We start from the raw sequence: 19,155 nt of genomic DNA on the forward strand, positions 1-19,155 counted from the left end.
GTAAAATGGTTAAACCAATATTTGATCCTCACCTCACCTTGAGGCCGAGTTGGAACACCATGTATTTGAGCAAGTTTGATAGGGCCACAATGCTGCAACAAATAGGCTCCGCGACACTGCTCACATCTCACCTCCCTAACGACCATACACAGAAAAGCTACATCTTAATATGGCTTATAAAAGATCAAGATACTATCTAAATAGAGTGGTTAAACTTGGGGAGTTACATGGCAACAAGACTGCCATGATGGATGCCTTAGTCAATTCAAACTTTATCTCCTATGGCCAATTCAAATGGAACATCACTGATACAGCCACAGGAAAAGCCAACAATCATGACTTTATATTTGGACGGCTTTCTAAATTTAGAGACGATTATGTCAAGCTAGTAGACAATAAATCAACGATAGAAGCCGAAGCGCAAAACTTACTTATCGCCAGCGTTCCATTTGTCTATTTCCCCGACTACTCTGGAATTGCACACTCTCACACTTGGAACAATATCGATGCATCTACATTTTGTGAACGATTCAGAAACATAGTTATAAATTATTTTGATGGTTTTTTTGTCGACTGTCAGCTTGACCCCATTGCAGACTATCGAAGTTTCATCAAAAAAGTCTCTACTCTTGACCGAGTGAAAGAGATTGAAACAAAGATATTCCCGCCCAATCCTTTGTTTGGCCGACTCTGGGGGAAGCTATTAAACTACATAGAGTCAAGAAATGCCCAACAGATTAACATAAAAGAGAAAAGTGAGATCGGACTCAACACCGAGATCATTCGACTGATGCGCGAGATACTAAAAGACAAAAACTTCCAGCCTGAGAACGAGCCGGCCATTACTGATGCAGCTCTACTGATGGCTGCAGATGGATACGGCACGGCTACGGTCGAGGGCATTCAAGATGGTGAAATAACAACCATTAAAACCTCTGACACACAACTCAGCTTTCTGTTTGACAAGGACCCGAGCCCTCAGCTCCTTGCCGAAGAGGCAGAAAAATGGTTAGCACGCACCAGTTCTGAACGCGACATGGAGCACAAATGAACCGAAAGATCATTTTATTTTTAAGGATCTTTTTTATTTCCCCAGAATTTATTCTATTGCTTTTACCCTTCGCACTTTATCAAAATGAGATTTTTCTTATGGACTGGGCACAACAAAAACTCGCCCAAAATGGAGAAACTGCGAAATACCTTGGAGGGATTCCTATCGCTTTACTAGCTTGGACAGCCAGCACTGGAGTGAAAATAATTAACCCTGGAGGAGAAAAAACCACCACACTCAAAGAATGGCCCGAGTATATAGAGTGGCGAATTACTTTTTATGTGGCAATAATTTATATTTTTGTTTTTTGTCTTGGCGGATTATATTTTTCCACGGCACAGCCAGTCGACAGATTCACTAGTAGCATATTAATCTCCTCCGTAATCGGTTCAATGCTTTGCGCTGGGTCTATTTTTTTCTATAGCAACGAATTAGATATCCTACTGTCATCCACGAATAAAAAATAAAGGTTGGCAAAAGCCAACCTTTATTTTTAGACATACAAATTATTACGTGTCATACCCCAAATTCGGCGCGAGATCGCGCTCGGCCTGTGCCAGCGTCACGCCGCGGCGCTCGGCGTAGCTTTCGACCTGATCGCGATCGAGCTTGCCGATGCCGAAGTACTGCGCATCCGGGTGCGCAAGGTAGAAGCCGGACACCGCCGCCGCCGGCGTCATCGCGTAGCCCTCGGTGATGTCCATGCCGATGTTGCGCGCGCCGAGCACGTCAAACATCGCCGGCTTCACCGTATGGTCCGGGCACGCCGGGTAGCCGGGGGCAGGGCGGATGCCGCGGTATTGCTCGTCGATCAGTTCGTCGTTGGACAGGTCCTCATCAAACGCGTAGCCCCAGAACTCCTTCCTCACGCGCTCGTGCATCAGCTCGGCGAACGCCTCGGCGAAGCGGTCGGCCAGCGCCTTGAGTAGAATCGCCGAGTAGTCGTCGTTGGCGTCCTCGAACGCCTTCACCCGGTCGTCGATGTTAAGGCCGCCGGTGACGGCGAACATACCGACGTAGTCCTCAACGCCGGAATCCTTCGGCGCGACGAAGTCGGCCAGACACCAGTTCGGCTTGATGTCGTTCTTCTTCATCTGCTGACGCACGCCGACCCAGGTCAACAGCTTCTCGCCGGTTTCGGGGTCGTAGACCTCGATGTCGTCGTCGTTCACGGTGTTGGCCGGGAACAGGCCGATCACGCCGTTGGCGGCAAGCCAGTTCTCGCTGACGATCTGCCCCAGCATCGCCTGTGCATCGGCCCACAGCGCACGCGCCGATTCGCCTACGACCTCGTCGTCGAGGATGCGCGGGAAGCGGCCGGCCAGCTCCCAGCTCTGGAAGAACGGCGTCCAGTCGATGCACTTGGCGATGTCGGCGAGCGGATAATTGCGGAACTCGCGCACGCCGAGCCATTGCGGCTTCACCGGGCTGTACGTCGCCCAATCGGTCTTGTGCTTGTTGGCGCGGGCCTCGGCCAAGGTAGCGAGCTTGCCCTCGCGGCGGTTGGCGTGGCCTTCGCGTGCGCGCTGGTATTCGTCGGCGACGCCTTTGACGAAGTCGTCTTTCAGCGTGTCCGACAACAGGTTCGAGCACACGCCGACCGCGCGGCTGGCGTCGGGCACGTAGATCACCGGGAGCTGGTAGTTCGGCGCGATCTTGACCGCAGTGTGCACCTTGGACGTCGTCGCGCCGCCGATCAGCAAGGGGATGTCGAAGCCCTGGCGCTGCATTTCCTTGGCGACGTGCGCCATCTCCTCGAGCGACGGCGTGATCAGGCCGGACAGGCCGATGATGTCGGCGCCCTGTTCGATCGCCGCGTCGAGGATCTTTTGGCAAGGCACCATGACGCCGAGGTCGATCACCTGGTAGTTATTGCAACGCAGCACCACACCGACGATGTTCTTGCCGATGTCGTGCACGTCGCCCTTCACCGTCGCCATGATGATCACGCCCTTGGCCGGCGCGTCCTTGAGGCCCATGCGAATCTTTTCTTCCTCGATGAACGGTTCGAGGTGGGCGACGGCGGCCTTCATCACGCGCGCCGATTTCACCACCTGCGGCAGGAACATCTTGCCGGCGCCGAATAGGTCGCCGACGACGTTCATGCCGTCCATCAGCGGGCCTTCGATCACGTGGATCGGCCGCGCGCACTTTTGCCTGACTTCTTCGGTGTCTTCGACAATGTAAGTCGTAATGCCCTTGATCAGCGCGTGTTCAAGCCGTTTTTCCACCGGCTGGCTGCGCCACGCGAGGTCTTCGCCCTTGGCCTCCTTCGCGTCGCCGCGGAAGCTCTCGGCCAACGTTATAAGGTGCTCGTTCGCATCGCCGCCGTCGCGCGGCGTGCGCATCAGCACGACGTCTTCGATGCGCTCGCGCAGGTTCGGGTCGACCTCGTCGTAGACTTCGAGCGCGCCGGCGTTGACGATGCCCATCGTCATGCCCTGCTTGATCGCGTGATACAGGAAGACCGCGTGGATCGCCTCGCGCACCTTATTGTTGCCGCGGAAGCTGAAGCTGACGTTCGACACGCCGCCGGAAATCTTCGCGTGCGGCAGGTTCTGTTTGATCCAGCCGGTCGCCTCGATGAAGTCGAGGCCGTAGCGCGCGTGCTCGTCGATGCCGGTGGCGACCGCGAACACGTTCGGGTCGAAGATGATGTCCTCGGGCGGGAAGCCGACCTCGTCGACGAGGATGCGGTAGCTCTTCTCGCAGATCTCGACCTTGCGCGCGAAGGTGTCGGCCTGGCCGACCTCGTCGAACGCCATCACGATCACCGCCGCGCCGTAGCGGCGCACCAGCCGCGCCTGTTCGACGAACTTGTCGCGGCCTTCCTTCATCGAGATCGAGTTGACGATGCCCTTGCCCTGAATGCACTTCAGGCCGGCCTCGATCACGTCCCACTTACTCGAATCGATCATGATCGGCACGCGCGAGATGTCGGGTTCGGCGGCGATCAGGTTCAAAAAGCGCACCATCGCGGCGTGCGCGTCGAGCATGCCCTCGTCCATATTGATGTCGATCACCTGCGCGCCGTTCTCTACCTGCTGGCGCGCGACGTCGAGCGCGGTCGCGTAGTCGCCGTTCAGGATCAACTTGGCGAACGCGCGCGAACCGGTGACGTTGGTGCGCTCGCCTACGTTGACGAACAGATCCTTGTCGCCGATGTTGAACGGCTCGAGGCCCGACAGCCGGCACTTCTTCTCGATCTCGGGCAGCTTGCGCGGCGGCACGTCCTTCACCGCCTGGTAGATCGCGCCGATGTGCTCGGGCGTGGTGCCGCAGCAGCCGCCGATGATGTTGACCAGCCCCGACACCGCCCATTCGCTCACCTGCTCGGCCATCTCTTCCGGTCCGAGGTCGTAGCCGCCGAAGGCGTTCGGCAGGCCGGCGTTGGCGTGCACCGACACATAGGTGTCCGAGATGCGCGCCATCTCCTCGACGTAGGGACGCAACAGGTCGGGGCCCAACGCGCAGTTCAGGCCGAACGAGATCGCGTCGGCGTGGCTCAAGGAATTGTAGAACGCCTCGGTGGTCTGGCCGGTGAGGGTCCGCCCCGACTGGTCGGTGATCGTGCCCGAGATCATGATCGGCAGGCGCGGCGTTTCCGGGCGGTCGTCGAAATACTTGTGGATGGCGAAGACGGCCGCCTTGGCGTTCAGCGTGTCGAAGATGGTCTCGACCAGCAACAGGTCGGCGCCGCCCTTCACCAGGCCGTCGATCGCTTCCGTATAGCTTTCTACCAGCGCGTCGAAGGTGACGTTGCGGTAGCCCGGGTCGTTCACGTCCGGGCTGATCGAACAGGTGCGGTTGGTCGGGCCGAGCACGCCGGCGCAGTAGCGCGGCTTGTCGGCCGAGGTCTTCGCGACGCACAGGTCTTTGACGAGTTTGGCGGCGGCGTGGTTGATCTCCCATACGAGACTTTCCATCTCGTAATCGGCCATCGCGATCGACGTCGCGTTGAAGGTGTTGGTCTCGACGATGTCGGCGCCGGCGTCGAGGTAGGCCTGGTGGATGCCGGCTATGATGTCCGGCCGGGTCAGCACCAACAGGTCGTTGTTACCCTTGACGTCGCAATGCCAGTCACGGAAGCGCTCGCCGCGGTAGTCGGCCTCTTCGAGCGTGTGGCGCTGGATCATGGTGCCCATGCCGCCATCCAGGATCAGGATGCGGCGCTCGAGCTGGGCGGCGAGGGAGTGATGCAATGCGTTCGTCATGGCTTGGGATTGACAAATAGACTAAATACGGATTCGGAAGAATAATGGGGTCGCAGCCATCTTATCACGACGCGCCTTAGCCTCCGTTCCGGCACGGCTTATAACAAGAAAGCATCCGGTTATGCCAAAACGCCCGATATTCAGTGTCTGCCTGTGGGTCGCGTGTTCGCTCCCGCCCGCCGCCGCCGTGGCCGCCCCGGTCCTGCGCATCGGCGTGGGCGCCTCGGACAGCCCGCCGATCGTGATGCTCGCCAAGGGCTCCGACATGGAGCTCGTCGGCGGCCTGTACAAGGAACTGGGCGACGCGCTCGCGAAACAACTGGGCGCGACGCCCGAGTACGTCGTCGTGTCGCGCAACCGCGTCGAGAGCAACATCGAGCGCAACAAGGTCGACATCCACTGCAACGCCAACCCCAGGTGGTTCGGCAACGCCGCCCGCCTCGGCTGGACGCGCGAGCTCTACCCGCAGATCGAGCGCGTCGTCACGCTGAAGGGCGAGCCGGACATCACGGCGGTCGACCAGCTGGCCGGCAAGCGCATCGGCGCCATCCTCGGTTTTCATTATCAGCCACTCGAACCGATGTGGAAGGCGCGGCGGTCGAGCCGCGTCAACGAGACCCGGCTCGACCTGATGCTGAAGGCGGTGCTGATGCGGCTGTCCGACGCCGCCATCCCGTCCGAGCTCGAGTACGTCGCGTGGGCGCGCGCCAACCCGCTCGAGGCGCGCGCGCTGAAGGTGCACCCGATGGTGTTCACCAGCCTGCCGACCATGTGCGCGGTCGCCCCCAAGGGCGGCTTCGGCGTCGGCGAACTCAACCGGGCGATCGACCGGCTCGAGAAAAACGGCCAGATCAAGGCCATCCTGTCGCGCTACCAGTGGCAGGGCAGCTAAACTCGGGGTTTCCCCTTACCGGAATACTGGAGGGCTTCGGCCCTTCACGACCATGCCCGACATCGTCTACCTGCACGGCTTCCAGTCCGGCCCCGGCTCGGCCAAGGCGCGCGAAACGCGCGACTGGCTCGCCGCGCGCGGCCTGGCCGACACCTTCCACGCACCGCAACTGCCGCCGCACCCGGCCGACGCGCTTCGCGCCGCGCGCGACCTCGTCGAAAAGCTGCCGGCCAACACGCTGTTGATCGGCAGCTCGCTCGGCGGCTTCTACGCGACCTATCTGGCCGAAACGCTGGACCGGCGCGCGGTGCTGATCAACCCGTCGACGCGGCCTTTCGACTTGTTCGGCACGCGCTGCGGCGAGCACGTCCACCCTCACACCGGCGAGACCTTCACACTCGGACAGCCGGACGTCGACGCGCTCCGTGCGCACTTCATCGCCAGACCCGACCCGCGCCGCTACTGGCTGGTGCTCGGCAGCCACGACGAAGTGCTCGACTGGCGCGTCGCCGCGCGCGACTTTTCCGGCTGCCGCCAGACGGTGTTCGCCGGCGACGACCACAGGCTGCAACGCTGGCACGAATGCCTGCCCGATCTCTTGGCGTTCGCCGAAGGGCGCTGACGACGCGGAGGGATAAAAAAAGGCTCGGCCAACCTTCAGGGGTTGGCCGAGCCTTTTTCGTGGCGGCGCCTCTGGCGTCAGGAAGACGAGAGGGCGGGCGGCGACGGCGCGCGACCGAGCGGCAGCCGCACGCGGATCGCGAAGCCGCCCTGCGGCGGGTCGATAAAGAGCAGCATGCCGCCGTGCTGCTGCACCACGCGCGACACGATCGCCAGGCCGAGCCCGCTGCCGCCGTCGTGGCCGCGCTGCGGCGCGAGCCGTTCGAACGGCGCCAGCGCCGCCTCGCGCGCGCCCGGCGGGATGCCGCGGCCGCGGTCGTGCACCGTCAGCTCGGCCATGCCGGCGCCCTCGGCCAGCGTGACCGTGATCGGCGTCGCGCCGTAGCGGCGCGCGTTGTCGATCAGGTTGGACAGCATGCGCTCGAGCGCCAGCGCGTCGGCCAGGAGTTCCGGCTCGGCCTCGCGTTCGAAGCGCACGGCCAGCCCGCCGCGCACGAAGCGGGCGACGACGCTGTCGGCGAGCTCGGCCAAGGTGACCGGCTCCATGCGGCCGCCTTCCTCGCTGCGCGCGAAGTCGATGAACTGGTTGACGATGCGCGACAGCTCGTCGATGTCGGCGAGCATGTCGGGACGGTCGGGGTTGTCCGGCTGCAATTCGAGCGTCAGCTTCAGTCGCGTCAGCGGCGTGCGCAGGTCGTGCGACAGGCCGGCGAGCATCAGCCGGCGCTCGCTCGCGGCGACGTCGAGGTGCGCGACCATGCGGTTGAACTGCGCGGTGAACGCGCGGATCTCGCGCGGGCCGGCCGGCTCGATCGGCGCGGGCGTGCCGCCGGCGCCGAGTTCGCGCGACGCGTCGGCCAGCTTCGACAGCGGCCGCGTCACGCGCCAGGCGAGCGCGAACGCCGCCAGCAACGCGACGAAGGCGACCACCGCCGACGCGATCAGCGTCGGCGACAGCGGCGGGCCGAGGAAGCGGCCGAGCGGCATCACCAGCCAGTAGCGCGCGTCGACCACCTGCACCGCCAGCCACAATTCGCGCCGCTCGCCGACCTGTCGCCAGCGCACCTCGACCGGTTCGGACAGGTTCGCCGCGAGCCGGCCGGCGAGCTGCATGCCGAGCCTCGGCACCTGGGCGTTGAACGCGAAGCGCCGGGCGGCGTCGAGCGGCAACAGCTGCGGCAGGCCGGGGCGGTTGTACGAACCCAGGAAGGCGGTGCGGTCGTCGCGCGGGATGGTGTCGAGCATGCCTTCAAGGTCGGCCAGCGTGTCGACCACCTGCGCGTACAGCTGCTCGGCCAACAGGTCTTCGCGCTGGCGCACGGTCAGCCACAGCGTGAACGCCTGGCTCGCCAGCACGGCGGCCACCAAGAGGAGCGCGATGCGGCCGAACAGGCCGCCGCCGGCCGGGCTGAAGCGCACCGACGGCAGCGAACCGAGCCGCGCCGCCGCCAGCGTGGCGGTGCCGACGCGCCTGAGCGCGCCCTCGACGAAGGGTTTATTCACCGCCGACGCCGTCGGGCAGGAAGACGTAGCCGTAGCCCCACACCGTCTGGATGAAGCGCGGGCCGTCGGCGCCGAGCGCCTTTCTGAGGCGCGACACGTGCACGTCGATGCTGCGGTCGAGCGACTCGCCGCCGCCCTTGCCGAGCGCGAGCTCCATGATCTGCTCGCGCGTCAGCGGCCGGCGCGGATGGCGCGCGAGCACGGCCAGCACCGCGAATTCGGCGCTGGTCAGCGGGATGGTCTCGTCGCCGCGGGTCAGCGTGCGCTGCTCGAAGCGCAGCATGAAGGGGCCGAACTCGGAAGGCGCGGTGTCGGTGAGGCTCTCGGACAGCACCGGCGTCGCGTGGTGGCGGCGCAGCACCGCCTGGATGCGCGCGGTCAGCTCGCGCGGGTTGAACGGCTTGGCGAGGTAGTCGTCGGCGCCCATCTCGAGGCCGAGGATGCGGTCGATGTCTTCGCCGCGCGCGGTCAGCATGATCACCGGCACCGGCTCGCCCTGCGCGCGCAGCCGGCGCACGACGGCGAGGCCGTCCTCGCCGGGCATCATCACGTCCATCACCAAGAGGTCAGGGCGGTTGCGCGCGAGCTTGCGGTCGATGTCGCGCGCGTCGGGCAGGCTGTCGACCGTGTAGCCCTGTTGAGAGAGGTAGCGGATCAACAGATCGCGCAGCTTGGCGTCGTCGTCGACGATGAGGATTTTGGCTTGTTCCATGCGGCAAGAGTAGCGTCTGGCGCGCCGCCGGTCAGCAGCCGCGTTCGAGAAAGTGTGAAGGAATCGTACCGATTCACAGTCTTTAACACTTGCCGCCGTCCGGCACAAGATTGGGCAACAGCCGGCGCCTACAGTGGTGGCATCCCCCTCCACCCCCAAGGAGTCCGCCATGCCCCGCACCCTGAGCGCCCTCGCGCTGGGCCTCGTCCCGCTCTGGGCCTTCGCCGCGCAGACGGCATCCGCGCCGGCCTTCGATGCGAACCCGACGCAGCACGGCGCCACCGTCAGCGCCCACCCGACGTCGATGCGCGAGGCGATCCTGTCCGGCGCGCTGACCTCGGCCGAACTCAGGACGCTGGCCAGCGAGCGCGCCGCGCTCAAGGCGCGCCACGACGCGCTGCGCGACCGGGGCAAGCTCGACGATGCCGCGCAGCAACGGCTGCAGGCCGAGCGTCTGGCCTACGCCGACAGGGTGCGGGCGCTCGCCGAAAACGACGTGAAGGGCCCGCCTCGCAAGACGCCGCCCGAGGGCTGGCGCCAGCACGGCACACTCGAATCCCCCACCGGCACGGCGCGCCCCTGATGGCCGCGCACGGGCGACGCACGATGCGATTCATCGCGCTCCGGACACCGTCGCCCGTATCGGGTACGCCACGGTCCAACGCCGAGGTCCCCCGCAGCCAGGCAACTCGCTCTACAATACAAGCATGATGTCCCGCTTTATTTCAGTCTGCTGTCTTTTGGTCTGCCTCGCGCTGCAAGCCGGGGAGGTCGCCGCGCGCGAGCGCGGGGGGCCGCACGACCGCGAATACGCCGAAAGGCAGGATGAACCACCGCGCCGCCTGCGCGATTTGCGAATGAAAGAAGCGATCCGCTACGGCGACCTCAGCCCCGAAGAGGCCAGGTCGCCGAATCGCGATTACCGCAGGCTCTCGCCGCCTGGCGCCATGCAGCGGGACGACGATCGCGGCCGGCAGCGCTGGCGCGACACGCAGCGACGCTCGCTCGAAGACCGCGACTAGCCGCGAGAACTGCCGCTTGTAGACATAGGGGAGGGACGCCATGGGCGTGTCGGTCTGGATACGCGTGCTCATCGCTGCGGCGGGAGGGTTCCTGCCGGTCGGCGCCGCTTTGGCCGCCCCGGCTCCCGACTGCCTCGACAGCGCCGCCCCCTTGCGTTGCGAAGCCTACCGGCAGGGCGCCTTGTCCTGCCTCGACCTCTCCGGCGGCCAGCGCCGCGCCTGCGTCGAAGAATTCACCCCCACGCTGAGTTGCCGCGGCCGTCCCGAACGCTGCCGCGCGCTGCCGGCCGCGCAGAAACAGTGCGACACGCTGCAGGGCGCCGGGCGCCGCCAGTGCGTGCTCGCCTCGCTGCCGGCCGCCGCCTGCAAGACGCACGCCAACCCGGTGCAATGCCAGCGCCGCGACGAGGCCGAGCGCGCGTGCATCGCCGAATCCGGCTCGGCTAACCGGCTGTGCGTGGCCGGAAAGCTGCGCTGAACCACTTCCCGCAGCGACTTCGATTCCGGCTCGGCCAACGTTGGCCGAGCCTCCCCAACTTTCCTAGTCCCCAGAAAACGCCCCACCGGCGCCGCCTTGCCATGCCGCGTACCGGCCCGCGCTAGCTCCCCGCCTTCTCGGCACCGGTCCGGCCGATGTTGGCCAAGCGCTTGTACTGCAGGAATCCGACGCCGGCCAGGATCAGCGCCGCGCCGGCCAGCATCGACAGTCCGACCGGCTCGCCGAGCAGCCATGCCCCCCACAACACGCCGAACAGCGGGATCAGATAGGTGACCGCGCTCGCGCGCGTCGCGCCGAGCGACGCGATCAGCCGGTAGTAGAGCAGGTAGGCGAGCGCGGTCGACAGCGCCGCCAGCGCCAGCACCACGCCCCATTCGACGACGCCCGGCATCGTCGCCGGCCACGTCCACAGCGCCAGCGGCGCCAGCAGCAGCGAGGTCGACGCGAGGCTGCCGCCACTGACGATCAGCGGCGGCACGCCGGTCAGCTCGCGCCGCGCGTAGTGGGCGGCCAGGCCGTAGCTCGCGGTCGCGGCGAGCATCGCCAGCACCGGCAGCACGCCGGCGGCCGAACCGTCGATCTTGCCCATTGCCAGGACGGCGACGCCGGCCAAGCCCAGCCCGAGGCCGGCAAGCCGTTGCGCGGACAGCCTCTCGCCGGCCAGCGGCATCGCCCACAGCGCGGTCATCAAGGGCGTGGTCGCGTTGAGCACCGATGCGATCCCCGCCGGCAGCGTCAGCGTCGCCCACGAGATCAGACAGAAGGGCAGCGCCGAGTTGATCACGCCGACGACGAAGATGGGCCGGGCGTTCGCGCGCCACGCCGGCGCGCCGCCCTGCCAGACGATGAGCGGCACGAGGATGGCCCCGGCGAGCGCGAGGCGCAGCCAGACGAGCGCGAACGGGCCGAACGCCGGCGTGGCGACGCGCATGAACAGGAAGGACGCGCCCCACAGCGCGGCCAGCACGACGAGAGTCAGCGCGTCACGCATGGTGGATCCCCTTGTCGGCGTGCCGGCTGTGCGCCGCTTCCCGGCCGAGCAGCGCGCCGGGCTCGGCCAACCTCGCCTTCGCGGCGGTCACCGTCAGGTGCAGCAAGAAACGCTTGGGGCTGACGCCGGCGTGCCGCATCAGCCACACGATGGCGCGCGCGGCGCGCCGGTAGTCCCGGGCTTCGCTGTCGGACGCCGAAACGGAGAAGTCGCTCATGGCCGGCTCCCTGATGGAGATGCTAAGAGTGTACGCCGCGCCCGCGGCCGACTCGACCCGATTCTTGCTCGGATGGCGACCGTTTCACGTGAAACGCGCGGCGTTGCCGCCGGCAAGGCCCGACGGCTAGACTGGGGAGGCCCCCCAGGAGAAGCCGATGTCATTCGAAGAAACCGAAGCCTTCCGCACCGCCTACGGCGCCGGCCAGGCGCGACGCGGCGACTGCCCGCGCTCCAGCCACGCCAAGCCGCACACCGCCGATAAGCGCGACGTGGTCGCCTGGCTCGAGGCGAGCAGTGCCGGGCGCGTGCCGGCGCTGGTGCCGATCCGCTACAGCCGCATGGTCGCCAGCCCGTTCGCCTTCTTCCGCGGCGCCGCGCTGATCCAGACCTCCGACCTCGCCGCGTCGCCGCGCTCGGGGCTGTCGTTCCAGATCTGCGGCGACGCGCACCTGATGAACTTCGGCCTGTTCGCGTCGCCCGAGCGCGAACTCTTGTTCGACATCACCGACTTCGACGAAACGCTGCCCGGCCCGTGGGAATGGGACCTCAAGCGGCTGCTGGTCAGCGCGGTGCTCGCCGCGCGCCATCTGGGCTTCAACGAGATCGTCGCGCGGCGCATCGCCGAGGAGGCGGCCGACGCCTACCGCCGCCACGTCAACGAGTACGCGCACATGGGCCGGCTCGACCTGTGGTACAGCCGGCTGTCGGTCGACCAGCTCGCCGCGGCGAGCCCGGACGGGCTGAACGACCATCTGTGGAAGATGATCAACAAGGCCAAGACGCGCACGCACGCGGCGCTGTTGCCCAAGATCACACACGAGGTCGGCGGGCGGCTACACCTGGTCGACAACCCGCCGTCGCTGTTCCACGTCCACCACGAGGACACGCTCTTGCCCGACGACGACGCGTGGCTCGCGACCGGCGACTGGCGCGCGCTGGTCGACCCGATGATGAAGCGCTACCTCGAGACGGTGGAGACCAGCCGCCGCACGCTGTTGTCTGGCTTCGAGCGGGTCGACATGGCGTTCAAGGTGGTCGGCGTCGGCAGCGTCGGCACGCGCTGCCTGGTGCTGTTGATGGAGGACGACTACGACCAGCCGCTGTTCCTGCAGATCAAGGAGGCGCGAGCGTCGGTGCTGACGAGCGTCTTGCCGCCTTCGCAATACAAGCACCAGGGCCGGCGCGTGGTCAGCGGCCAGCGGCTGATGCAGGCGGCGAGCGACCTCTTCCTCGGCTGGACGCAGGGCCCGGCCGGCCGCCACTTCTACGTGCGACAGTTGCGCGACATGAAGGCGTCGGTGACGCTCGAGAGCTTCGACGAGACGGCGCTGTCGGCGTACGGCCGTGCTTGCGCGTGGTCGCTGGCGCGCGCGCACGCCAAGGCGAGCGGCAAGGCGGCCGAAATCGCCGGCTATTTCGGTAACGGCGACGTGCTGGTCAAGGCGCTCGGCGGCTACGCGCTCGGCTACGCCGACCAGGTCGAGGCCGACTACGAGACCTTCCGCCACGCGGTGCAGCAGGGCCGGCTGCCGGTCGAGACCGACGAATTGCGCCAGGATTTCACGCCGTAAGCGTTTTCATGCATGAAAAAAAGCCCGGCCAACGCCGTTAAGGTTGGCCGAGCTTTTTTTCTTACGGAACGGGACTTATTCGGCCAGCGCCGCCAGCAGTTCCGCCTGGTGTTCGGCGGTCAGCGCGCCGGTCAGCTCGGACAGGTCGCCGTCCATCACGTAGTCGAGCTTGTACAAGGTGAGATTGATGCGATGGTCGGTGATCCGGCCCTGCGGAAAATTATAGGTGCGGATGCGCTCGGAGCGGTCGCCCGAACCGATCAGGCTCTTGCGCTCGGCCGCCTCTTTGGCCTGCGCCTCGCGCCGCTGCATGTCGTTGATGCGCGACGCGAGCACCTGCAGCGCGCGCGCCTTGTTCTTGTGCTGAGAGCGGTCGTCCTGACACTCGACGACGATGCCGGTAGGCAGGTGGGTGACGCGCACCGCCGAGTCGGTCTTGTTGATATGCTGACCGCCGGCGCCGGACGCGCGGTAGGTATCGATGCGCAGGTCGGCCGGGTTGATCTCGATCGCTTCGAGCTCGTCGGCCTCGGCCATCACCGCGACGGTGCACGCCGAGGTGTGGATGCGGCCCTGCGTTTCGGTCGCCGGCACGCGCTGCACGCGGTGGCCGCCCGACTCGAACTTCAGCTGCGAGTACGCGCCATAGCCGACGATGCGCGCGATCACCTCCTTGTAGCCGCCGAGGTCCGACTCGGACGCCGACACGATCTCGACCTGCCAGCGGTTGCGCTCGGCGAAGCGCGTGTACATGCGCAGCAGGTCGCCGGCGAACAGCGCCGCCTCGTCGCCGCCGGTGCCGGCGCGCACTTCGAGGAAGATGTTCTTCTCGTCGTTAGGGTCGCGCGGCAAGAGCAGCTTCTGCAGCTCGACTTCGAGCTGTTCGATCTTTGCCTTGCCCTCGTCGATCTCGGCCTCGGCGAACTCCTTCATGTCCAGGTCGGACAACAGTTCCTCGGCGGTGGCGATGTCTTCTTCGGCCTGGCGGAACGCGGCGTACGCCTCGACCACCGGCGTCAGTTCGGCGTGTTCGCGCGTGAGCCTGCGGTACTGGTCCATGTCGGCGGTCACGCCTTCCTGGACCAAGAGCTGGGTGACTTCTTCTAGGCGCTCGGACAGCTGCGCCAGTTTTGCGGCAATCGACGGTTTCATCGGGGCTTATTCACAATCGGCTCGGGAACGCAGGCGCTCCTAAGCATCGGGGTGCAGACGGTAAAGACGCGCGATGGTGCTCACCAGCGCGTCGTGTTCGGGGCCGGCCGCGCGCGCGAGCGCCTGCGTCGGCGCGTGCATCAGCTTGTTGGTCAGCGACTGCGACAGCGCCTCGAGCACCTTGCCGGCGTCGTCGCCGCGCGCAAGCTGCTTCATCGCCGCCTCCAGCGCGTGGCGGCGCGTGCGCTCGGCCTCGTCCCTGAGCGCGCGGATCGTCGGCACCGCGTCGCGGCGCTTCAGCCATTCGAGGAACTCTACGACGCGGCCCTCGATGATGGTCTCGGCCTCGCGCGCCGCGTCCTGGCGCGCCTCGCGGCCGACCTCGACGATGCCGGCGATGTCGTCGACGGTATACAGGAACACGTCGTTCAGCTCGCCGACCTCGGCCTCGACGTCGCGCGGCACCGCGAGGTCGAGCATGAAGACCGGCCGGTGGCGGCGCTGCTTGATCGCGCGCTCGACCATGCCCTTGCCGACGATCGGCAGCTGGCTGGCGGTCGACGTGACGACGACGTCGAACTGAGGCAGCGCGTCGTGCAGCTCGGACAGCAGGATCGCGTTGCCGCCGAAGCGCTCGGCCAACCTCTGGCCGCGCTCGAGCGTGCGGTTGGCGACGGTCAGCTGTTTAGGGTTCCGCGCGGCGAAGTGCGTCGCGACGAGTTCGATCATCTCGCCGGCGCCGATGAACAGCACCTTCAGTTCCGACACCGACGGGAAGATCTGCTCGGCCAGCTTCACCGCCGCCGCCGCCATCGACACCGACGCCGAGCCGACCGCGGTCTTGCTGCGGACCTCCTTGGCGACGGCGAAGGTCTTCTGGAACAGCGCGTTGAGCAGCGTGCCCATCGTGCCGTGCTGTTCGGCGACGCGCACCGCGTCCTTGATCTGGCCGAGGATCTGCGTCTCGCCGAGCACCATCGAATCGAGGCCGGCGGCGACGCGGAACGCGTGGCGCGCCGCGTCGCGCGCGTCGAGCTGATACAGATACGGCGCGAGCTCGCCCATCGGCATGCGGTGGTAGTTCGCTAGCCACAAGAGCGCCGCCTGCGGATCGGGGCTCGCGCAATAGACCTCGGTGCGGTTACAGGTCGACACGATCGCCGCCTCGTTCGCCACGTCAGCCGTCAGGCTCGCCAACGCCTCGGGCAGAACCTCGGCCGGAAAGGCGAGCTTCTCCCGAATCGCGAGCGGAGCGGTGTGATGGTTCAGACCAAAGGCGACCAGATGCATGAAAGCGCTAACAGCTTGGGCAAATTGGTCAATTTTAGCGCAATCGGCCGCCGCCGGGGGCGTCGGCCTCCCGACGGCCCCCGACTCGCCCGCTCGTCATGCCGGCGCTAAGATGACGGCATCAACAGGAGCAAGCCATGACCATCGATCTCGCCGCCATCCGCCAGGACTACGCCAAGCACGAACTGTCGCCCGAGGACTGCCTCGCCGACCCGGTCGCGCAATTTCAAGTCTGGCTCAAGGAAGCGATCACCGCCCAGGTGAACGAGCCGACCGCGATGAACCTCGCCACCATCGACGCCGACGGCCGCCCGAGCGCGCGCATCGTGCTGCTCAAGGGCGTCGAGGACGGCCGCCTCGTGTTCTTCACCAACTATCAGAGCCGCAAAGGCGAAGCGATCGCCGCCCACCCGTACGTCGCGATCACCTTCTTCTGGCCGGAGTTGGAAAGACAGGTGCGGATCGAAGGCAGGGTCGAAAGGTTGGCCGAGGAAGCGTCCGACGCCTACTTCGACAGCCGCCCCTACGGCAGCCGCATCGGCGCGTGGGCGTCCGAACAGAGCCGCGAAATCAGCGGCAAAACCGAAATCGTCAAACGCGCGGCGCTGTTCGGCGTGAAACACCCGCTGAAAGTCCCGCGCCCGCCGCACTGGGGCGGCCTCGCGGTGACGCCGGATCGCGTCGAATTCTGGCAGGGCCGCCCGAGCCGGCTGCACGACCGGGTGGTGTTCAGGAAGGACGAGGGCGGCGAGTGGGGGACGGTGATTTTGGCGCCGTGAGGAAGAGCTATCAACAGCGATTCTAATTAATTAGGGTTTCAACTCAACTATGAAATGGCTTCTGACCATTACCGGCCTTCTCGTCCTAATTGGGGGTTTAGTTGTAGGTTTCCTGGAACATGTCGAGGTAATGACTGCCGCTCTTTTCAGCTTCGTCGCCCTATTAATCACTGCTAATCTAGATCGCATTTCTGAGTTCAAAGCATCGAGTTCTGGAATTGAGGGCAAGACAAGAGAAATCATTGAAAGAGCCGAAAGCACTCTTTTTGAACTTCAGCTATTAGCCAAAAACATTGGCGGGCTAACGCTTTCCCTAGTCAAACGGAGTGGCCGCCTAGGGGGCTATGGCGATGATGAACAAGAGGATATAAAGAATTCCGTACTTGAGGTTCTTCGAAAAATTGGCATCAGGGATTCTGAGTTTCCGAAGATTCTCGCCGACTGGGATATATTCATAGAGTTTGATTATGCTAATGCCATTCTTGGTGGAAGCATGATTCCAGAGGGCGCCGGTGGTGCTGTGTTGGACGAGTGGAAAAGCCTGCGCCACGGCGGGATAGCACGAGTACCTCAACCAGCGGAAATTCGAGCTTTCCTCGATAAGCATGGCTTCATGTCTGACGATCGCGAAGAATACCTCAAAGATTATGAATTCTTTCATACTAATAAGGAGCACAGGCGACCTGAGGTGTGGAGGAACCGGCAGCATTGGGGACCAGTGGGGAACTCCTAGTCAATTATTCATCGTGACCTCGCATAAAGGCATACGCCTGCAACCCAATGGGTTATGTATTGCTCCACCCAACCTACTAATCGACGCACACAACGGCCCCCATCGCCCTTCCGCCGCGCCGACCGGACGACGGCTCGCGAGGTTTTAAGCCGCCGCCTGTCTGAGCGATTCGACGGTAGCGAATCGCGAGTTCGGCGGCGCCTCGCGGGGCGTTGGCCGGGCGGATTCAAGCGGCGGGGGCTCGCCTTTCTTTGCTTACTTTCTTTGGCGAAGCAAAGAAAGTAAGCCGCCCGCCGGGCGGAACCGGCAATCGCCACAAACCACAAAGGTTGGCCGAGCCAGCAACACGGTGGGTTGCGCTACGCCCCACCCACCCTACGAACGGCAAAGCTCGGCCAACATCGGCCGAGCAAAAAAAGCAAAACGGCGCGTCATCACAAAGACGACACGCCGCATCCACCTCGGCCAACCTTAAGACGACCCCACAACGTCACCCCGACGCCGTATGCCCCCACCCGGCCACAATGATCGCCATCCCGCACAAGGCGACGCCGGCGCCGACCCAGTCGTAGGCCGACAACCTCACGCCGTCGACTAACCGCAACCAAACCAGCGCCACCGCCACATACACCCCGCCATACGCCGCATAAACCCGCCCGCTCGCCGCCGGGTGCAAGGTCAGCAGCCACGCGAAGGCCGCGAGGCTCGCCGCCGCCGGCAACAGCAGCCACGCCGAAGCGCCCTGACGCAGCCAGGCGTAGGGCAGGAAGCAGCCGACGATCTCGGCCAGCGCGGTGACGACGAAGAGGAAGAAGGTCTTGAGCATGGGGAAGGTTAAGACAAAGCGTCGGCTCAGTTCCGGATCGGCGGCAATTCGGCCACGCGCCGCTGCAACCATTCGGCGGCCACGATCAGCGCGTCGAGCAAGCCGTCGTCGATCTCGAGAAAGCCTTCGTATTCGGCCAGGTTGCGCTGCTTGTGGCACTTGTCGAGCACACGCCAGACTTCCGGCCCCGCGCCGAGGGTGTGAGGCAGGCACTGGAAGACCAGGAAGCGGTTGTCCGACGGTAACCATGCCAGCGCAGCGCCGCCAGCGACAAGGCATGCGACGCGTTGTAGGCGAGGTCGAAGCGGCTAACCACGGACAGCGTGGCGTTTTGCGCATCGCGCAGGCGCACGTTGGCCGAGTGCACGAGGCCGGCAAATTCCTTGGCGCTAGGCGGCTCTTCCTTGAGCTTGCCCGGCCCGAGCAGATTAGCGAGATTGTTCGAGCTCATGTTCCGATCCGATCAGGAAAATCTTGGCCTGCTGCGCTACCCGCTGTACGAAGGTGTTGCCCTCTTCGAGCTTGCGCCGCCATTCCGGCCAGGAATAGACGGATGGATTCACCGGCCGACCGAGGAGGCTCTCCGCCTCGCCCAGTCGCGTGAAGACATCCGAATACGCCAGATCTTCGCCGATCAGCAGCACGTCGATATCGCTATGGGCGCCCTCGTTGCCCTTGGCGACCGAGCCATAGATGAAGGCGACCCCGATCTTGTCCGAAAGTGGTAACAAGGCCTGCCTGACGATATCGGCCACGCCGAAGGTCTTCACCACCAGCCCGCGCAATTCCTCGAAAACGGGCGATGCAGCATTGGCCTGATAGCGGGTCTGGTTGCCGACCCGGCTCACCGTCAGCAATCCCGCCTGTGCGAGCCGCTTGAGTTCACGGTGCACCGAACCGATCCCGATGCCCGCCAGGCGCACGATTTCGTTGGTATAGAAGCTTTGGTCGGCATGGCCGAACAGGAGGCCGAGCACCTTCTGTTGCGCAGAGGTGAACAGCGCTTCGGCGATCGTGACGCGGTCTTTCGTTCCCATACCGGGAATGATAATTCTCAATATGGGAACGATCAAGGCCGGC

The 19,155-nt window shown here is 64.7% G+C and carries 20 protein-coding genes; 10 read left to right on the plus strand and 10 right to left on the minus strand.

Features of this window, described 5'->3' with window-relative positions; translation table 11 throughout:
• Positions 1-244 precede the first annotated feature (244 nt).
• Positions 245-1,051, plus strand: coding sequence for a DUF4747 family protein (locus DWG20_RS15895; RefSeq protein ID WP_147289915.1), 807 nt, complete (start codon positions 245-247; stop codon positions 1,049-1,051).
• Positions 1,048-1,518 carry a hypothetical protein gene (locus DWG20_RS15900; protein ID WP_147289916.1) on the plus strand — a complete coding sequence of 157 codons (471 nt, stop codon included), beginning with the start codon at positions 1,048-1,050 and terminating at the stop codon, positions 1,516-1,518. The genes DWG20_RS15895 and DWG20_RS15900 overlap by 4 nt, the downstream gene beginning before the upstream one ends.
• Positions 1,519-1,560: 42 nt before the next feature.
• Here the strand turns inward: DWG20_RS15900 and metH are convergent, their stop codons facing one another.
• The gene (metH, locus tag DWG20_RS05170; RefSeq protein ID WP_115432806.1) at positions 1,561-5,265 is read right to left on the minus strand and encodes a methionine synthase; all 3,705 of its coding nucleotides are present in this window, start codon (positions 5,263-5,265) and stop codon (positions 1,561-1,563) included.
• A 187-nt stretch (positions 5,266-5,452) separates the two neighbouring features.
• Between metH and DWG20_RS05175 the strand changes: the two genes are divergently transcribed.
• Together DWG20_RS05175 and DWG20_RS05180 are read left to right on the plus strand one after the other, a co-directional pair.
• Positions 5,453-6,157 (plus strand): substrate-binding periplasmic protein, encoded by a 705-nt coding sequence (locus DWG20_RS05175; protein WP_245944775.1) that lies wholly within the window; start codon positions 5,453-5,455, stop codon positions 6,155-6,157.
• A 52-nt stretch (positions 6,158-6,209) separates the two neighbouring features.
• Entirely contained in the window at positions 6,210-6,779 is a 570-nt protein-coding gene (locus DWG20_RS05180) for a YqiA/YcfP family alpha/beta fold hydrolase (RefSeq protein WP_115432808.1), read from the plus strand.
• A 77-nt stretch (positions 6,780-6,856) separates the two neighbouring features.
• Here DWG20_RS05180 and DWG20_RS05185 read toward each other — a convergent pair whose 3' ends face one another.
• Both DWG20_RS05185 and DWG20_RS05190 read right to left on the minus strand, forming a co-directional pair.
• Positions 6,857-8,281 carry an ATP-binding protein gene (locus DWG20_RS05185; protein ID WP_245944776.1) on the minus strand — a complete coding sequence of 475 codons (1,425 nt, stop codon included), beginning with the start codon at positions 8,279-8,281 and terminating at the stop codon, positions 6,857-6,859.
• Positions 8,274-8,993 (minus strand): response regulator, encoded by a 720-nt coding sequence (locus DWG20_RS05190; RefSeq protein ID WP_115432809.1) that lies wholly within the window; start codon positions 8,991-8,993, stop codon positions 8,274-8,276. Before DWG20_RS05190 ends, DWG20_RS05185 begins: the two co-directional genes overlap by 8 nt.
• A gap of 169 nt (positions 8,994-9,162) precedes the next feature.
• Between DWG20_RS05190 and DWG20_RS05195 the strand changes: the two genes are divergently transcribed.
• The 3 genes from DWG20_RS05195 to DWG20_RS05205 all read left to right on the plus strand — a co-directional run bounded on the left by DWG20_RS05195 (position 9,163) and on the right by DWG20_RS05205 (position 10,493).
• On the plus strand, positions 9,163-9,576 hold the full coding sequence (locus tag DWG20_RS05195) for a hypothetical protein (protein WP_115432810.1): 414 nt from the start codon (positions 9,163-9,165) through the stop codon (positions 9,574-9,576).
• Between the two features lie 124 nt (positions 9,577-9,700).
• A complete protein-coding gene (locus DWG20_RS05200) occupies positions 9,701-10,015 on the plus strand; it encodes a hypothetical protein (RefSeq protein ID WP_147289917.1) in 315 nt (104 codons plus the stop codon).
• 40 nt (positions 10,016-10,055) lie between these two features.
• Positions 10,056-10,493, plus strand: coding sequence for a hypothetical protein (locus DWG20_RS05205; protein ID WP_115432812.1), 438 nt, complete (start codon positions 10,056-10,058; stop codon positions 10,491-10,493).
• A gap of 121 nt (positions 10,494-10,614) precedes the next feature.
• Here DWG20_RS05205 and DWG20_RS05210 read toward each other — a convergent pair whose 3' ends face one another.
• Together DWG20_RS05210 and DWG20_RS05215 are read right to left on the minus strand one after the other, a co-directional pair.
• Complete coding sequence (locus DWG20_RS05210; RefSeq protein ID WP_115432813.1) at positions 10,615-11,505, minus strand: DMT family transporter; 891 nt, start codon at positions 11,503-11,505, stop codon at positions 10,615-10,617.
• Complete coding sequence (locus DWG20_RS05215) at positions 11,498-11,722, minus strand: hypothetical protein (RefSeq protein ID WP_115432814.1); 225 nt, start codon at positions 11,720-11,722, stop codon at positions 11,498-11,500. The genes DWG20_RS05210 and DWG20_RS05215 overlap by 8 nt, the downstream gene beginning before the upstream one ends.
• A 157-nt stretch (positions 11,723-11,879) precedes the next feature.
• Between DWG20_RS05215 and DWG20_RS05220 the strand changes: the two genes are divergently transcribed.
• Positions 11,880-13,295, plus strand: a complete 1,416-nt coding sequence (locus DWG20_RS05220) for a DUF2252 domain-containing protein (protein ID WP_115432815.1) — start codon at positions 11,880-11,882, stop codon at positions 13,293-13,295.
• 75 nt (positions 13,296-13,370) lie between these two features.
• Here DWG20_RS05220 and prfA read toward each other — a convergent pair whose 3' ends face one another.
• Together prfA and hemA are read right to left on the minus strand one after the other, a co-directional pair.
• On the minus strand, positions 13,371-14,447 hold the full coding sequence (prfA, locus tag DWG20_RS05225) for a peptide chain release factor 1 (protein WP_115432816.1): 1,077 nt from the start codon (positions 14,445-14,447) through the stop codon (positions 13,371-13,373).
• A 39-nt stretch (positions 14,448-14,486) separates the two neighbouring features.
• Positions 14,487-15,737: a glutamyl-tRNA reductase gene (gene hemA / locus DWG20_RS05230; protein WP_115432817.1), complete on the minus strand. Its 1,251-nt coding sequence runs from the start codon at positions 15,735-15,737 to the stop codon at positions 14,487-14,489.
• Positions 15,738-15,874: 137 nt separating this feature from the next.
• On the opposite strand from hemA, the gene pdxH reads away from it, so the two are divergent.
• Both pdxH and DWG20_RS15905 read left to right on the plus strand, forming a co-directional pair.
• Positions 15,875-16,516: a pyridoxamine 5'-phosphate oxidase gene (pdxH, locus tag DWG20_RS05235; RefSeq protein WP_115432818.1), complete on the plus strand. Its 642-nt coding sequence runs from the start codon at positions 15,875-15,877 to the stop codon at positions 16,514-16,516.
• Between the two features lie 49 nt (positions 16,517-16,565).
• The gene (locus DWG20_RS15905; RefSeq protein ID WP_147289918.1) at positions 16,566-17,249 is read left to right on the plus strand and encodes a hypothetical protein; all 684 of its coding nucleotides are present in this window, start codon (positions 16,566-16,568) and stop codon (positions 17,247-17,249) included.
• A 490-nt stretch (positions 17,250-17,739) separates the two neighbouring features.
• Here the strand turns inward: DWG20_RS15905 and DWG20_RS05245 are convergent, their stop codons facing one another.
• From DWG20_RS05245 to DWG20_RS05255, 3 genes are all read right to left on the minus strand, one after another.
• Positions 17,740-18,075 (minus strand): YnfA family protein, encoded by a 336-nt coding sequence (locus DWG20_RS05245; RefSeq protein WP_115432820.1) that lies wholly within the window; start codon positions 18,073-18,075, stop codon positions 17,740-17,742.
• A gap of 26 nt (positions 18,076-18,101) precedes the next feature.
• Positions 18,102-18,245 (minus strand): hypothetical protein, encoded by a 144-nt coding sequence (locus DWG20_RS16245; RefSeq protein WP_220272018.1) that lies wholly within the window; start codon positions 18,243-18,245, stop codon positions 18,102-18,104.
• Between the two features lie 258 nt (positions 18,246-18,503).
• Positions 18,504-19,112, minus strand: a complete 609-nt coding sequence (locus DWG20_RS05255; RefSeq protein ID WP_115432821.1) for a nucleotidyltransferase domain-containing protein — start codon at positions 19,110-19,112, stop codon at positions 18,504-18,506.
• Positions 19,113-19,155 lie beyond the last annotated feature (43 nt).

The organism is Crenobacter cavernae (assembly GCF_003355495.1).
In the GTDB taxonomy this organism is placed as follows: Bacteria; Pseudomonadota; Gammaproteobacteria; order Burkholderiales; family Chromobacteriaceae; genus Crenobacter; species Crenobacter cavernae.

Excerpts from the sequence above, each read along its gene's own strand:
- DWG20_RS15895 (WP_147289915.1), top strand. The coding sequence starts at position 245 with ATGATGGATGCCTTAGTCAATTCAAACTTTATCTCCTATGGCCAATTC.
- DWG20_RS15900 (WP_147289916.1), top strand. The coding sequence starts at position 1,048 with ATGAACCGAAAGATCATTTTATTTTTAAGGATCTTTTTTATTTCCCCA.
- metH (WP_115432806.1), bottom strand. The coding sequence starts at position 5,265 with ATGACGAACGCATTGCATCACTCCCTCGCCGCCCAGCTCGAGCGCCGC.
- DWG20_RS05180 (WP_115432808.1), top strand. The coding sequence starts at position 6,210 with ATGCCCGACATCGTCTACCTGCACGGCTTCCAGTCCGGCCCCGGCTCG.
- DWG20_RS05190 (WP_115432809.1), bottom strand. The coding sequence starts at position 8,993 with ATGGAACAAGCCAAAATCCTCATCGTCGACGACGACGCCAAGCTGCGC.
- DWG20_RS05195 (WP_115432810.1), top strand. The coding sequence starts at position 9,163 with ATGCCCCGCACCCTGAGCGCCCTCGCGCTGGGCCTCGTCCCGCTCTGG.
- DWG20_RS05200 (WP_147289917.1), top strand. The coding sequence starts at position 9,701 with ATGATGTCCCGCTTTATTTCAGTCTGCTGTCTTTTGGTCTGCCTCGCG.
- DWG20_RS05205 (WP_115432812.1), top strand. The coding sequence starts at position 10,056 with ATGGGCGTGTCGGTCTGGATACGCGTGCTCATCGCTGCGGCGGGAGGG.
- DWG20_RS05210 (WP_115432813.1), bottom strand. The coding sequence starts at position 11,505 with ATGCGTGACGCGCTGACTCTCGTCGTGCTGGCCGCGCTGTGGGGCGCG.
- DWG20_RS05215 (WP_115432814.1), bottom strand. The coding sequence starts at position 11,722 with ATGAGCGACTTCTCCGTTTCGGCGTCCGACAGCGAAGCCCGGGACTAC.
- DWG20_RS05220 (WP_115432815.1), top strand. The coding sequence starts at position 11,880 with ATGTCATTCGAAGAAACCGAAGCCTTCCGCACCGCCTACGGCGCCGGC.
- prfA (WP_115432816.1), bottom strand. The coding sequence starts at position 14,447 with ATGAAACCGTCGATTGCCGCAAAACTGGCGCAGCTGTCCGAGCGCCTA.
- hemA (WP_115432817.1), bottom strand. The coding sequence starts at position 15,737 with ATGCATCTGGTCGCCTTTGGTCTGAACCATCACACCGCTCCGCTCGCG.
- pdxH (WP_115432818.1), top strand. The coding sequence starts at position 15,875 with ATGACCATCGATCTCGCCGCCATCCGCCAGGACTACGCCAAGCACGAA.
- DWG20_RS15905 (WP_147289918.1), top strand. The coding sequence starts at position 16,566 with ATGAAATGGCTTCTGACCATTACCGGCCTTCTCGTCCTAATTGGGGGT.
- DWG20_RS05245 (WP_115432820.1), bottom strand. The coding sequence starts at position 18,075 with ATGCTCAAGACCTTCTTCCTCTTCGTCGTCACCGCGCTGGCCGAGATC.
- DWG20_RS05255 (WP_115432821.1), bottom strand. The coding sequence starts at position 19,112 with ATGGGAACGAAAGACCGCGTCACGATCGCCGAAGCGCTGTTCACCTCT.